Here is a 14039-nt window from a genome sequence, read left to right as displayed (position 1 = left end):
CGCCGCGCTGGGGAACCGTGAGGTCAGCCGCTCAAGCGGCGAACTGGTTCATCGTATTGTTGGCGCCGCCTGCCTTGAGGGCGGCTTCCCCGGCGAAATATTCCTTGTGGTCGTCGCCGATGTCGGAGCCCGACATGTTCTGGTGCTTCACGCAGGCGATGCCCTGGCGGATCTCCTCGCGCTGCACGTTCTTGACGTAGCCGAGCATGCCGGCGTCACCGAAATATTCGCGGGCCAGATTATCGGTCGACAGCGCCGCCGTGTGATAGGTCGGAAGCGTGATCAGGTGATGGAAGATCCCTGCCCGCGCCGCCGCATCGCGCTGGAAGGTCCGGATCCGCTCGTCGGCTTCCTGGCCCAGCTCGCTCCCGTCATAGTCCGCACTCATCAGTTTCGCGCGGTCGTAAGCGGACACGTCGCGGCCGTCCCTCGCCCAGGCGTCGTACACCTGCTGGCGGAAATTCAGCGTCCAGTTGAACGACGGGGAGTTGTTGTAGGCGAGCTTGGCATTCGGAACGACCTCGCGGATGCGATCGACCATCCCGGCGATCTGCTCGATGTGCGGCTTCTCGGTCTCGATCCAGATCAGGTCCGCGCCATTCTGCAGCGAGGTGATGCAGTCGAGCACGCAGCGCTCCTCGCCGGTCCCGGCGCGGAACTGGAACAAGCCCGATGCCAGCCGCTTGGGCCGCATCAGCTTGCCGTTGCGGTTGATCAGCACGTCGCCGTTCAGCTGCGTGGTGTCCTCGATCTCTTCGCAATCGAGGAAGGCATTATACTGGTCGCCGATGTCGCCGGGCTGTTGGCTGACCGCAAATTGCTTGGTCAGGCCGGCGCCGAGGGAGTCGGTGCGGGCGACGATGATCCCGTTGTCGACCCCAAGCTCGAGGAAGGCGTAACGAACCGCCCGCAGCTTGGCGATGAAGTCCTCGTGCGGAACGGTGACCTTGCCGTCCTGGTGGCCGCACTGCTTCTCGTCCGAAACCTGGTTCTCGATCTGGATCGCGCAGGCGCCGGCCTCGATCATCTTCTTGGCGAGGAGATAGGTCGCCTCGGCATTGCCGAAGCCGGCGTCGATGTCGGCGACGATCGGGACCACATGGGTTTCGTGGCTGTCGATGGCGTTGAGCAGGCGCTGCTCGTCGACCTCGTTGCCCGCCGCACGCGCCTTGTCGAGGTCGCGGAACAGCCCGCTCAACTCGCGCGCATCGGCCTGGCGAAGGAAGGTGTAAATCTCCTCGATCAGCGCAGGCACCGAGGTCTTCTCGTGCATCGACTGGTCGGGCAGCGGCCCGAACTGCGAGCGCAGCGCGGCGATCATCCAGCCCGAGAGATAAAGGTAACGGCCCTTGGTCGTTCCGAAGTGCTTCTTTACCGCGATCATCTTCTGCTGCGCGATGAAGCCGTGCCAGCAGCCCAGTGACTGGGTGTAGGCGGCCGGGTCGGCATCGTAAGCGGCCATGTCGCGGCGCATGATGCCGGCGGTGTAGCGGGCGATGTCCAACCCGCACTGGAATCGGTTCTGCAGCCGCATGCGGGCAACCGCTTCGGCATCGATACCCTTCCACGGGTTGCCATTGCCCCCGATCAGGTGGGCGGCCGTGGTGATCTCAGTCTGATACGACAAGTATTTTCCCCTCGGTGATGGCCCCGCCCTCCACTGCGGGACCATTTGTCAAAGATTGTCAGGCGCGGCCGAGGCTCGGCTCGATGGCGATGGTGTAACGCTCGGTCGCCGCGCACTTGTCGCGGAAGGTCAGGCGCTGCCATTCCATGCGGGCCTTCAACTCGTCGCCGAACGGACCGCTCATCCGCTCAGTGCCGGGCTCGATCTCACGGAAGGCGCAATCGCGATATTCGCCGCCGATGACCCAGTATCGCTGACCCATGTTGGCCTCCTTGTTGCATGTCTCGAACACAGGAAAACACCGCAGCGCGCATTCGGCAGCGCCGATAAAGGCACATCTGTCATGTCATGACTTGTAGGTTTGTCACTTTCTTGACAGAGTACAGACATGGCGAAGAAGCTTTTCCTTGGCGCGAGACTCAAGCGCCTGCGCCGCGACCGCGGCCTGCAGCAAACCGCCATGGCTGGCCTACTCGGCATTTCTCCCAGTTATCTCAATCATCTGGAGCGCAACCAGCGCCCGGTCACGGCGTCGATCCTGCTTCGCCTCGCCGAAGGCTTCGAGGTCGATATCCGCAGTTTCGCAAGCGAGGGCGGAGAGCAGGGATCGGCCGAACAATTGGCCGAAGTGTTCGCCGATCCGATGTTCTCCGACCTCCAGATCGGCCGCCAGGAGATCGTCGAACTCAGCGACAACAGCCCCGGCATCGCGGAAGGCGTGAGTCGCCTGTACACGGCGCTGCGCGAACGGCGGCTCGGCCCGGCCACGATCGGGTCGGAAGGGGACGAGCGCGCCCTGTTCACGCCGGAAACCTGGGTCCGCGACTTCATCCAGTCCCGCTCCAACCACTTCCCTGAGCTCGAGGAAGGCGCCGAGACGCTGGGCGGTGCGCTGGGTGACCCGCTGTCGGTCGCCGAGCCGCTGCGGCGCCGCCTCAAGGAAGCCTATGGAGTGTCCGTCACGGTGGTCGGCCCCGAGGAATTGCAGGGCGCCAGCCAGGTTTACGATCCCGAACGCCGCCTGCTGATGCTGTCCTCGCTGCTGCGGCCCGAGAACAAGACGTTCGGCATCGCCTACCAGCTTTCGCTGCTGGAGTTTCACCCGATCATCGCCCGGCTGCTGGAAGTCGCCCGTCCGCCGGACGCGGGCACCCGCCACCTGCTGCACATGAGCTTCGCCAATTATGCGGCGGGCGCGATCATGATGCCCTACGGCACCTTCCTGGCTGCGGCCGAGCGCTACAATTATTCGATCGACCGCCTGACCGCCGAGTTCGGCGCCAACGTCGAGCAGGTGTCGCACCGGTTCACCACGCTCGGCCGCCCGGGTGCGCGCGGCATTCCCTTCTTCATGCTGCGGATCGATCCCGCGGGGAACGTGTCCAAGCGCTATGCCGGCGAACGCTTCCCCTTTTCGCGCTTCGGCGGGACCTGCCCGCGCTGGAACCTGCACGTCGCGTTCCAATCCGCCGGTCAGGCAGTGACCCAGTTGATCGAGACCCCGGACGGCCACCGCTATTTCACCGTAGCCCGGACCATCGAACGACCGATCCGCAGCGCGCTGTCGGGCGGCCTCCTCGCGATCGGCCTCGGCTGCAGCATCGAGCATGCCCACAAGCTGCATTGCGCCGAGGGAATCGACCTCGACCGCGCGCCGGTGACGCCGGTCGGCCCGGCCTGCTCGATCTGCCCGCGCCTCGACTGCGCGTTCCGGGCCACCCCGCCGGCTGGAGCGCAGCTTGCGGTGCACGAGAATCGCAAGACGATCTCGCCCTATCCCTTCGTTGCCTGACCTTTGCACCGAGGGCGGCAGCCGCTAAACGCCTCCGCCATGTCCGAACTCGCCACCACCTTGCAGCGCATCGCTGCCGCCTCCGACCTTGCTTCCCTCGACGCGGAGCGGGTGTCGGCGCTGGGCAAGAACGGCTGGGTCACGGCCCTCCTCAAGACGCTGGGCAAGATGAGCCCGGAGGAGCGACAGACGCAGGGACCGGCGATCCAGGGCCAGCGCGCGGACGTGGCCGCCGCCATCGACGCGCGCAAGGCGGCGCTAGAAACGGCCGAACTGGATCGCAAGCTGGCGACCGAGCGGCTCGACCTCTCGCTGCCCGCCGCCGAGCAGCCGCAGGGCAGCGTCCACCCGGTCAGCCAGGTGATGGACGAATTGGCCGAGATTTTCGCCGACTTCGGCTTCGCGGTCGCCGAAGGACCCGAGATCGAAAGCGACTGGTATAATTTCACCGCGCTCAACATGCCCGAGACCCACCCGGCGCGGGCCATGCACGACACCTTCTATGTCGAGCCGCGCGAGGGCGTCGAAGGCACCTTTGTCCTTCGCACCCACACCTCGCCGGTGCAGATCCGCGCGATGCAGAAGCACGGCGCGCCGCTGCGGGTGATCGCGCCGGGCCGGGTCTATCGCTCTGACAGCGACGCCACCCACACTCCGATGTTCCACCAAGTCGAAGGCCTGGTGATCGACCGCAACATCACGATGGGCCATCTCAAGTGGACGCTCGAGACCTTTCTCAAGGCGTTCTTCGAGCGTGACGACATCGCGATCCGCCTGCGTCCATCCTATTTCCCCTTCACCGAGCCATCGGCAGAGGTCGATGTCGGTTGGTCGATGGAAAACGGTCGCCGCGTGGTCGGCGGATCTGAAGGCTGGATGGAGGTGCTGGGCAGCGGCATGGTCCACCCGCGCGTCATCGCCGCCGCCGGGCTCGACCCCGATGAATGGCAGGGCTTCGCGTTCGGCACCGGCATCGACCGGCTGGCGATGCTCAAATATGGCATGAACGACCTCCGCCAATTCTTCGACGGCGACCTGCGCTGGCTCAAGCATTACGGCTTCAGCGCGCTCGCCGTGCCCACCCTGAGCGCGGGAGTGGGCGCATGAAGTTCACCCTCTCCTGGCTCCGCGATCACCTCGACACCACCGCCTCGGTGGCCGAGATCGCCGACAAGCTGACCGCGCTCGGCCTCGAGGTCGAAGGGATCGACAACCCGGCCGAGAAACTCGCTCCCTTCGTGGTGGCGGAGGTGCTCTCCGCCGAGCGGCACCCGCAGGCCGACAAGTTGCAGGTGCTGCAGGTCGATGCCGGCAATGGTCCGATGCAGGTGGTCTGCGGCGCCCCCAACGCCCGCGCCGGCATGAAGGGCGTGTTCGGGCCGCCCGGCGCCTATGTTCCCGGAAGCGACTTCACGCTCAAGGTTGCCGCGATCCGGGGAGTCGAGAGCAATGGCATGATGTGCTCGGAGCGTGAGCTGGAGCTCGGCACCGGGCATGACGGCATCATCGAGCTGCCGGGCGACGCCCCGGTCGGGCAGAGCTATGCGGCCTATGCCGGGCTCGAGGATCCGGTGTTCGACATCGCCGTCACCCCCAACCGCCCCGACTGCTTCGGCGTACGCGGGATCGCCCGCGACCTCGCCGCAGTGGGCCTCGGCACCCTGCGCGAACGCCCCGTCCGTCCGCTGGCGGAGGACGGCGCCAATCCGGTGTCGATCACCATCGAGGAAGGCAGCGGCTGCGAGGCCTTTTCCGCGCGCATGATCCGCGGCGTGAAGAACGGCCCTTCGCCCGACTGGCTGCAAGCCCGGCTCCGTGCAGTCGGGCTGCGTCCGATCTCGGCGCTGGTGGATGTCACCAACTTCTTCTCGATCGACCAGGCCCGCCCACTGCACGTCTATGACGCAGCGCTGCTCAACGGCGGCATCCACGTCCGCCGCGGCAAGGGCGAGCGCTTCGATGCGCTGAACGATAAGGCTTACGAGGCGGCGCCCGACGATTGCGTCATCGCCGACGACAAGGGCGTGCTCGGACTGGGCGGCGTGGTTGGCGGCGTCTCGACCGGCGTCACCGAAGGCACCACCGACGTCCTCCTCGAATGCGCCTGGTTCGACCCGGTCGCCATCGCCCGCACCGGCCAGCGCCAGCAGGTCCACACCGACGCCCGCGCCCGCTTCGAGCGCGGGGTCGATCCACTGACGCTCGAGCAGATGACCGACGCCGCAGCGGCGATGATCGTCGAGCTGTGCGGTGGCACGCCCACAGGACGCAGCATGGCGACAACCGCCCGCTGGAGCGACGTGACCGCCCTGCGCGCCATTGCCCTGCGGCCTGAACGGGTCGAAAGTCTTGCCGGGCTCAGCCTGCCGACCGACGAGCAGAACCGCATCCTTTCCGCGCTCGGCTTCGGTCACGGCGCGAATGGCTGGACCGTCCCCGGCTGGCGCCCCGACATCGACGGCGAGGCCGACCTCGTCGAGGAAGTCGCCCGCGTCGCCGGGCTCGACCGCATTCCCTCCACCCCGCTCCCGCGCGATGCCGGCGTCGCAAAGGCGGTGGCCCTGCCCTCCCAGCGGCTCGAACGCCGGGTCCGCCGCGCCGCCGCCGCGCGCGGCTTCAACGAAGCGATCACCTGGAGCTTCATCGCGCAGGCCGACGCCGACCTGCTGGGCGGCGCGGCGCATGTCCTCGCCAATCCGATCAGCGAGGAGATGAAGGTCATGCGAACCTCGCTGCTTCCCGGACTCGCCCGGGCCGCCGCGCGCAACCTGTCCCGCGGCGCGACCAGCGTCCGCCTGTTCGAACTCGGCCGCCGCTACCTCGCCGAGGCCGAGCGCCCGACGCTCTCGCTGCTGATGGCCGGGGAAGCCGATCCGCGCTCATGGCAGGCGGGCAAGGCGCGCGCGTTCGACGCTTATGACGTCAAGGCGGCAGTCATGGCCTTGCTTGGCGAGGCTGGCGCACCGGTCGCCAACCTGCAGCTGGCGCAAGGCGCCGGCGACGCTTTCCATCCCGGCCGCTCGGCAACGCTCCGGCTCGGCAAGGCCGAACTCGCCCGCTTCGGCGAGCTGCACCCGGCGCTGGCCAGGGCGCTCGACCTGCCCGCCGGAACCCAGGCCGCCGACCTTTATCTCGACGCGCTTCCGGCGGCCCGCGACAAGGGTCGTGCGCGGCCCGCCTTCACTCCTCCCGCGCTGCAGCCTGTTACCCGCGACTTCGCCTTTGTCGTGCCCGACAGCCTTGCCGCCGGCGACCTCGTCCGCGCCATCCGCGGTGCCGACAAGGCGCTGATCACCGAGGTGCGCGTGTTCGACCGCTACCAGCCGGCCGATGGCGACCTCAGCCTCGCGGTGGAGGTCGCGCTTCAGCCTACCGACAAGACGCTGACCGAAGCCGATCTCGCGGCGCTGTCGGACAAGGTTGTCGCAAGCGCCGCCAAGCTTGGCGCGACGCTCAGGACCTAGGCTTCGAGCGCGTTGATCGCGCGGTGCACGCGTCGCTCGATTTCGTCGCGCTTGAGGCCGGCGGGGATGGTCTCGCCGATCTTGAGCCGGATCACCCCGGGATATTTGACCAGTCCCTTGGGCCAGATCTTGCCGCCGTCATGCGCCACCGGCACCACCGGCAGGCCGAGCGCGCGGTAGAGGCCGGCAAAGCCCGGCCGCAGTGGGGGCGTTTCGCCAACCGGCACCCGCGTGCCTTCGGGAAAGATCACGACCGGACGTCCCTCGGCGATGGCCTGCTTGCCCCGCTGCATCATCTCCCGCAGCGCGCTGGCCCCCGCCTCGCGGTTGACCCCGATGACCCCGAAACTCTTCATCGTCGGCCCAAGCAGCGGCAGGTCGACATATTCCTGCTTCATCACCACGACCGGCGTCTTGACCAGCAACAACGTCTCGACCGTTTCGACCATCGCCTGGTGCTTGAATGCGACCAGCACGGGGCCGTCGGGAATCTCACCTTCCATTTCGAACCGGATGCCGAGCAGGTGCGTCACCAGCTGATGGTGGAAGCTCGCCCAGGCGTGGATGACGCGCCGGACCGGGCCGCTTCCGAAGCGCGCCGCGATCAGGGTCGCGATGCAGTACAGGACCGTTCCGGGATAGAAGACCAGGAAATAAAGGATCGAACGCAACGCGGCCATCAGCTTCTTGCCTACATGTCGAGCCACAGCGCGGCGCGCCGCAGCAGATATTTGTTATATTCGAGGAACAGCAGCCACAGGCTCGGCCGGGTCTGCACCGCATCCTCGATGATGGTCGTCTCTGGCAGGTCCTGCCGGAATTCATAGGCCGCGCGGCGCATGTGCCAGTCGCTGGTCACCAGTCGCACGCTGCTATAGCCGCGCCGGACGATCCACCGCCGCGCTTCCTCGGCATTGCTGCGGGTGTCCACCGCTTCCGAACCGAGGTCGACGCAGCAGCGCAAGGTGCCGAGCGTATCGGGGCCCAGTCGCCGCGCCAGGTCGGCCCGGGTGACACTGGGGTCGGCACCGGACACCAGCATGCGCTTCGCTTCCCCGCGCTTAAGCACGGCCATGCCCCGCTCCAGCCGGCCGGAACCGCCGGTCAGCACCACCACCGCCTCGGTGCGCTCGGCGCCGGCGGGCTTGGCCAGGGACACGCCGAACAAGGCGAAGCCAAGCGCGTAGAGGAGTCCCAGCAAGGCCATCAAACGAATGGTCATATGACGTTCGCCAATGCCTGCCGGAGGGCGCGCCTGGCAACCAGGGTCGCAAGGCCCGCTTGCACCAGCGGCAACAGGGCCAGCAGGGCAAGTCCGCTTGCGGCGAGGGCCGGACCTCCCGCCCAGCCGCCAAGCAGTCCCCGTGCCGGGATCAGCGCCGCGACCAGCACGATCACGGCGGCAAGCGCTCCGGCACCGCTTCCGGCGAGGACGTCGAGCGCGATCCGGCGCTGGACCAGCGACAGCAACTGGCCGTCGGTCGCGCCGATCCCGTGCAACACGTCGAGCGTGGCGCGATTGGCATCGAGGGTCGCCCGCGCCGCCAGCGTCACCGCGCCGGCCAGCGCGGCGGCCAGCACGACCAGCAGCCCTGCGACCAGCACGGCAAGGCCGCGCAGGGTCGTCAGAAGCGGCGCAAGCTCGGCCGAATAAGGCGTCAGGCGCGCGGCGGGCACCTGGCGGGCAAGATCCTGGGCGAGCATTTGCCCGTCGCCGGCCGCGGACAGGCTGACTTCGGCGATCACCGGCATCGGCAGGTCGAGCTGGTCCGCCGCCGGGCCCAGCCAGGCACCGAGCGTGCGGCGCAGTTCGGCCTCGGGCACGCGCGCGATCCGCTCCACTGCGGGCGAGGCGCTCAGCAGCGCTTCGGCCCGCGCCGCATCGGCGGGCGTTCCGGTTACCTGCAGCGACCAGCGCCCTGCCGCCGAGCTCGACAGGTCCGACACCGCGCCGAGTACGGCAAGCCCGGCAATTCCGACGACCAGGCTGACAAAGGTCATCAGGCCGACGATCCACGGCGCCGCGCGGCGTTTCTGCTCGGGCAGGAGGCGCCGCATTGAAGCGGGCGGGAACAGCGCGCCCTTCATGCCGGGGCCCCGTCGGGCTGGCGGCTCGGCGGGTGACGCAGTTCGCCGGTCGGATCAGACAGCCGCCCATCCTCGAGCCGCATCATCCTCGCACCCTTGACCGCGCCGATCAGCGACAGGTCGTGGGTTGCGACCACTACAGTGGTGCCAAGCCGGTTGAGCGCTTCGAACAGGTGGATCAGGCGATCGGCCATCGCCGCGTCGACGTTGCCGGTCGGCTCGTCGGCGACCAGCAATTCGGGCCGAGCGATCACCGCCCGGGCGATGGCGACGCGTTGCTGTTCCCCGCCCGACAGGGTCGGCGGCTTGGCGCTGGCGCGGTCGGCAAGCCCGACCCAGGCCAGCATCTCGCGCACCGGACCTTCGATCTCGCGGTCGTCATGGCCGGCGATGCGCAGCGGCAGCGCGACATTATCGAAGGCGGACAGGTGACGCACCAGCCGGAAGTCCTGGAACACCACCCCGATCCGCCGCCGGAATGCCGGAAGGGATTCGCGCGGCGCCTCGCCGACGTCTTCGCCGAACAGCCTTAGCCGTCCCCGCGTCGGCCGCTGGGCGAGATACAGGAGCTTGAGCAGGGACGTCTTGCCCGCGCCCGATGCCCCGGTGAGGAAGTAGAATCCCCCCGGCGCAAGGCGCAGGTCCAGTCCGGCCAGCACCTCCGCGCCGGTCCCGTACCGCAAGCCCACTCCGTCGAACTCGACCAGCGCGGCCAGGATCGCCCCCTCTTTCTTCTGTCGCCCTTTGCCGCGTCTAGCTTGCCAATGGATTCACGAAAAGGTTACGCAACGTTTCTGTATCCGGTTGAAAGAGAAAGCGCCCAATCCATGATCCTGACCTGCCCATCGTGCGGGACGCGCTACGTGGTGAAGGACGGTGCGATCCCGCCCGCCGGCCGCACCGTGCGCTGCGCCCAGTGCAAGCATAGTTGGCACCAGGAGCCCGAGGCCTCCGAGGAGACGAGCGAGCCCGTTCAGCACGCCGCCGATGAGGGTATCGCGCACGACGCTCGGGATCATGCCGTTGGCGACCAGGGCGGCGACGCGGTCGCGGCCGGGGTTGGTGACCACGCCACTTCGGACGAGGCCTATGCCCAGCCCGCGGAGGAAGCGCCCCCCGCAGCCGCGCCGATCGCCACTGCGGACATACTGGCCGAGCAGGAAACCGCCGCCAGCATGCCGGAAGAAGCAGCGGTCGCGCCCGATCCCTATCCCGAGGCCGCGGTTCCGGTCGACGATGGCCCGGCTCCGGAGCCGCAATTCGAGCCTGAACCCGCCGTGGAGGCGCCGCGCGCCTCGCATCCCCTGCGCGCGGCCCGGATGGAAACCGAGGATCTCTACAGCCCGTTCGCGGCTCAGGACGAGGATGAGGACGAACCGCGTCGCCGCTGGCCGCTACTGGTCGGCGCTCTGCTGCTGCTGGTCGCCCTCGTCGCCGCCGGCGTCTATTTCTGGGCCCCGGCGGAGCTCAAGGGCCGGCTTGGCATCGCCCAGGGGGATGCCTCGACGCGGCTGACGGTCCAGGTCCAGCAGCATGGCCGGACCCAGCTTGCAAGCGGCAATCAGCTGTTCGAGGTCAGCGGGATCGTCCGTAACGAGACCGACGAAACCTTGCCGGTACCGCCGCTCAACGCGCAGCTCCGCAGTCTCGAGCAGAATGTCGTCTATCGCTGGACCATCCCGATCTCGCCGCCGCAACTGGCGCCGGGGGCAACCGCCAGCTTCAACAGCGCCAACCTCGACGTGCCGTCGGCCGCGGCGTGCCTGGAGGTATTCTTCGGACAGCAGCGGAGCGTCCCGCGCTGCCGCGACGAGCAAACCGTAGGCGCCTAAGCTACTCGAATTGCAGCAAGGTTTGTGTCTGCCCGGCCTCGTCGCGGCGGACCGTCCGCTGATGCGGCGTGTCGCTTCGCCCGTTGCGCACTTCGGCGGCCTGGATGATCTGCACGAACACCTGCGCCTGCGCGCGCACCTGCACCGGTGGAGCCGCCGCGGAGGGCGTCTGGACGGTTGCCGCAAGGGCGGCCAGCAGGGGGGAGGCCAGCATGAGCATCGACGCTAGGACTCGCGCCCGAAAAGGTAAACGACCTGTTTACCTCTGCTCCACAATGGAACGGTTCAGCGCTGTTGCGCTGCGCAAAGGGCGCTGCTAGAGGCACGCGCCTTGCCACCGGCGCTCTCGTCCGAGCAGTGCCGACAAACATGCGGTCGTGGCGGAATTGGTAGACGCGCAGCGTTGAGGTCGCTGTGGCCGAAAGGCCGTGGAAGTTCGAGTCTTCTCGACCGCACCACCCCCTCCCTGGCCGGGAGGGGGAACCTCCCCAAACTCCGGTCCGGATCCTATCGCGAAGCAAGAAAGTCGCCTGAGACGACTTCTTGGTTAACGGCCGCCAGTCGAGGCGCGGCCTTGACGATGATCGGGCCGAGCCTGGTGACCGCCTGCTCTGGCTGAAGCTCGACCATGGCGCGGAGTGACGCCGACAGGGCCTGCGCCGCCGAACGGCTGGGTTCGGTCAGGCGCAGGGCGTAGCGGCCCGGCGGCACCCGTTCGAACAGGAAAAACCCGTCGTAATCGCTGCGCGCCTGGGCAACGACCTTGCCGCTCGCATCGACCAGCTCGATATCGAGTCCCTCGAACGCGCTTCCGCCGTCTTTCAGCAAGCTGCCTTCGATCGCACCGCCACCGGCCAGCGGGATCATCAGTTCGGCCGATACCCCGGGGCGCGGAACGATGATCTGGCCGGCGATGGTCGGCACCAAATTGGGATCGCTGAGCGAGCTGGCATCGACCCCGATCGCGACCGGACGATAATTGTCGAGGCCGGCGACCGTTGCCCAGCCATCCCTGCCGCTCGGACGGTCGGCGGGCCGGCTTCCGGCGGTCAGGATCGCTCCCTGCTCCAGCGCTTCGCCCTTGTCCCGCAGGCCATTGCCATTGTCGTCACGGAACAGTTGCGCGCGGACGCTGCCGGTCGCGGCGAGCGATTGGCGGCTGGCGCGCCAACCCGAACTACCGCGGTCGAGCGAGAAGCTGAGATTGAGGCCCGCCGCGACCGACCCGTCGGTTGCCGCTTCAACCGTGCCGGCAACCGCGAAGGCATCGAAACGGCGAACATGCGTCATCCGCCCGCGCAGCCTGCGGTCGAGCCCTTCATAAGCGATGGCCCCTTCCCAGTCGGCCGTCCCGCTGCCGCGCCAATAGCCCGATAGCTCGACCCGCCGCAGCCTGGTCGACGGCGCGATTTCCATCTCGGTCGTTCCGCGCAAGCGGACGGGTCCGATCCGGCCACTGCCGATCAGCCCCGCTTCGACCTGTTGGCGCCCCGGCAAGCCGCCAGGCGGACGCTCGCTGCGCCAGCGAACGAGGGTGGCGAGGTTGAAGCGGCTGAGCATCACGCTGGTCCGCGCATTGGCCTCGATCGTCCGTCCGCCATCCTTGCGCCCGGCAACGCGGACGTCGCCGTGAAGCGGAAGCACGAAGTCGCCGCCCAGCTTGAGCGGCGCATCGATACTGAAGCGATGCTCGCTGGTCGCGGACAGTCCTTGCGGACGAGCGGCGAAGTCGCGGCTCCAGAAACTGCTCCAGGCGAGATTGGTGGCGCCGATCTTGGCCAAGGCCTGGCCGCGCAGCGCCAGGCCGCCAGCACTGTCACGCGCCGCGCCGAATTCGGTCACCGCCGGCCCGATCGACCGCCGCACCGTGCCCTCGACATAAGTGACGCGCTTGTCGTCGATGCTCAACGTCTGGACCAGCGCCGCCACGGAGGTGCGCCGGTCCAGCCCGTGCTCGATGCTTGCGCCGCCGCGCCATCCGGCCTCGCGACTGGGGGGTGCGCCGCCGCGATGAAGTTCGACCAGGTCGCGACCGGGATCGACGATCCCTGCCCAATAATGGGTCTCGCCCGGCGGCACCGCGCTCTGGCCGACGGTCAGGCTTTCGGCCCGCCGCTTGACCTGGCCCTGCGGACCGTAGGTGACGATCTCGAAATAATTGTCGCCGAAGCCGAGGGCGACGTCGTCGAAGCGATAGCGGCCGTTGGGATCCGCCCCGGCAAAGGCGACCAGTTCACCGTTGCGATAGAGTTCGGCATCCCAGCCGGGCGGAAGCTCGCCGCTGAACTGGGTGCGGTCGAAGGCGACCGACTGGAACAGCGGCCGGTTGGTGACCATCGCACCGCGCCCGGTGGCGGTGCCGCCTGCGACCGGGCTGCCGATGCCCTCGACATCGCCCACTGCGGCATGGGTGGCCTTGAGCGGCCCGAGCAATCCTCCGTCGGGGTCGGAGCGGTAGGCGCGGAACCGCAAGCCGGTCGGCAGTCCGCGTTTGTTGGTCGATACCCGCGCGTCATAGCTCATCTGCAGCGCCTCGCCGGCGGCGAGAATGCTTGCACGGTGGTCGATCTTTGCACCGCTGCCGGCGGAATAGGTGACGCCGGCGTCCATCATGACGTCGACGCTGGGCGTCCGCCACATGCGGTAGGGAAGGGTGACGCGCGGCAGGGCGGACATCGGCAGGCTTGCTCTGGTTAGCCGCGCCGCCCGCTCCCGCCGCTCGGCGGCAAGCTCGACCGGCAACTTCTCCTCGCTGTTGAGCAGCAAGAGCGCGGCGTCGGTGCGCGCCTGGACCGCGAGGCCGAGCCAGCGCGAAAGAGTGGCGGTCTCGACGCACCAGCCGTCCGGCGCATCGCGGATCGCGGTCGGGGCGATCGCCTCGTTGCCGCTCGTGCCGAACGCGACCTTGCCGGCCTTGCGGTCGATCAGCAGGCGGTTGGCCTCCTTGAAGGCCCAGCCGTCGGCACGCCGCGCGGCGAGGTCGATCTTGATCGGAAGGTCGAGCGCGGTGACGAGATCGCCGAGAATGACGCAGGTGCCCTCTGGCACCGGATAGGCCCGCACTCCATCGCCGAGCAGGCGCTGTCGGATCTGGAGGTCGAGCAGATACTGGCTGTCCGGGTCAGCGCTCCACGCCGGACCGGACGGCGGTGCCGACGCGGGCGCGGCGAAGCCGAGGCCCGCCGCCGCAAGCAGCGTCAAAGGCAGCCGGAGCCAGCCCTTAAGCATGATCTGCG

12 protein-coding genes and 1 tRNA gene are annotated in these 14039 nt (G+C 68.2%); 5 read left to right on the top strand and 8 right to left on the bottom strand.

The features are described 5' to 3' along the window. Window positions 1-31 precede the first annotated feature (31 nt). Window positions 32-1627, bottom strand: a complete 1596-nt coding sequence (locus tag GGQ97_RS03505; protein ID WP_168067659.1) for an isocitrate lyase — start codon at window positions 1625-1627, stop codon at window positions 32-34. Window positions 1628-1685: 58 nt separating this feature from the next. Next, complete coding sequence (locus GGQ97_RS03500) at window positions 1686-1889, bottom strand: DUF4170 domain-containing protein (protein WP_168067658.1); 204 nt, start codon at window positions 1887-1889, stop codon at window positions 1686-1688. Between the two features lie 126 nt (window positions 1890-2015). Between GGQ97_RS03500 and GGQ97_RS03495 the strand changes: the two genes are divergently transcribed. From GGQ97_RS03495 to pheT, 3 genes are read left to right on the top strand one after another with little or no spacing between them, the layout of a single operon-like run. Beyond that, a complete protein-coding gene (locus tag GGQ97_RS03495) occupies window positions 2016-3419 on the top strand; it encodes a helix-turn-helix domain-containing protein (RefSeq protein ID WP_168067657.1) in 1404 nt (467 codons plus the stop codon). Between the two features lie 39 nt (window positions 3420-3458). After that, window positions 3459-4526, top strand: a complete 1068-nt coding sequence (pheS, locus tag GGQ97_RS03490) for a phenylalanine--tRNA ligase subunit alpha (protein WP_168067656.1) — start codon at window positions 3459-3461, stop codon at window positions 4524-4526. Continuing rightward, the gene (gene pheT, locus GGQ97_RS03485) at window positions 4523-6883 is read left to right on the top strand and encodes a phenylalanine--tRNA ligase subunit beta (RefSeq protein WP_168067655.1); all 2361 of its coding nucleotides are present in this window, start codon (window positions 4523-4525) and stop codon (window positions 6881-6883) included. The genes pheS and pheT overlap by 4 nt, the downstream gene beginning before the upstream one ends. Here the strand turns inward: pheT and GGQ97_RS03480 are convergent. From GGQ97_RS03480 to ftsE, 4 genes are read right to left on the bottom strand one after another with little or no spacing between them, the layout of a single operon-like run. After that, window positions 6880-7563, bottom strand: coding sequence for a lysophospholipid acyltransferase family protein (locus GGQ97_RS03480; RefSeq protein ID WP_168067654.1), 684 nt, complete (start codon window positions 7561-7563; stop codon window positions 6880-6882). The two genes, pheT and GGQ97_RS03480, sit on opposite strands and share 4 nt — an antisense overlap. Window positions 7564-7574: 11 nt before the next feature. Beyond that, a complete protein-coding gene (locus GGQ97_RS03475) occupies window positions 7575-8105 on the bottom strand; it encodes a YdcF family protein (protein WP_168067653.1) in 531 nt (176 codons plus the stop codon). Next, a complete protein-coding gene (locus GGQ97_RS03470) occupies window positions 8102-8971 on the bottom strand; it encodes a cell division FtsX domain-containing protein (RefSeq protein ID WP_168067652.1) in 870 nt (289 codons plus the stop codon). Before GGQ97_RS03470 ends, GGQ97_RS03475 begins: the two co-directional genes overlap by 4 nt. Further along, window positions 8968-9687 carry a cell division ATP-binding protein FtsE gene (gene ftsE, locus GGQ97_RS03465; protein WP_168070684.1) on the bottom strand — a complete coding sequence of 240 codons (720 nt, stop codon included), beginning with the start codon at window positions 9685-9687 and terminating at the stop codon, window positions 8968-8970. The genes GGQ97_RS03470 and ftsE overlap by 4 nt, the downstream gene beginning before the upstream one ends. 111 nt (window positions 9688-9798) lie before the next feature. Between ftsE and GGQ97_RS03460 the strand changes: the two genes are divergently transcribed. Next, window positions 9799-10803 (top strand): zinc-ribbon domain-containing protein, encoded by a 1005-nt coding sequence (locus GGQ97_RS03460; RefSeq protein WP_168067651.1) that lies wholly within the window; start codon window positions 9799-9801, stop codon window positions 10801-10803. Between the two features lies 1 nt (window position 10804). On the opposite strand, the gene GGQ97_RS03455 is transcribed toward GGQ97_RS03460, so the two are convergent. Next, window positions 10805-11017, bottom strand: coding sequence for a hypothetical protein (locus tag GGQ97_RS03455; RefSeq protein ID WP_168067650.1), 213 nt, complete (start codon window positions 11015-11017; stop codon window positions 10805-10807). A gap of 157 nt (window positions 11018-11174) precedes the next feature. On the opposite strand from GGQ97_RS03455, the gene GGQ97_RS03450 reads away from it, so the two are divergent. Continuing rightward, a tRNA-Leu gene (locus tag GGQ97_RS03450) sits at window positions 11175-11261 on the top strand. 49 nt (window positions 11262-11310) lie between these two features. Here the strand turns inward: GGQ97_RS03450 and GGQ97_RS03445 are convergent. Further along, the gene (locus tag GGQ97_RS03445) at window positions 11311-14031 is read right to left on the bottom strand and encodes an MSCRAMM family protein (protein WP_168067649.1); all 2721 of its coding nucleotides are present in this window, start codon (window positions 14029-14031) and stop codon (window positions 11311-11313) included. Window positions 14032-14039: the final 8 nt, after the last annotated feature.

Origin of the sequence: Sphingomonas kaistensis, assembly GCF_011927725.1 — a bacterium.
Taxonomy (GTDB): Bacteria; Pseudomonadota; Alphaproteobacteria; order Sphingomonadales; family Sphingomonadaceae; genus Sphingomicrobium; species Sphingomicrobium kaistense.
Note: the sequence above shows the minus strand (reverse complement) of the source record. Positions and strands in the feature narration are given on the sequence as shown.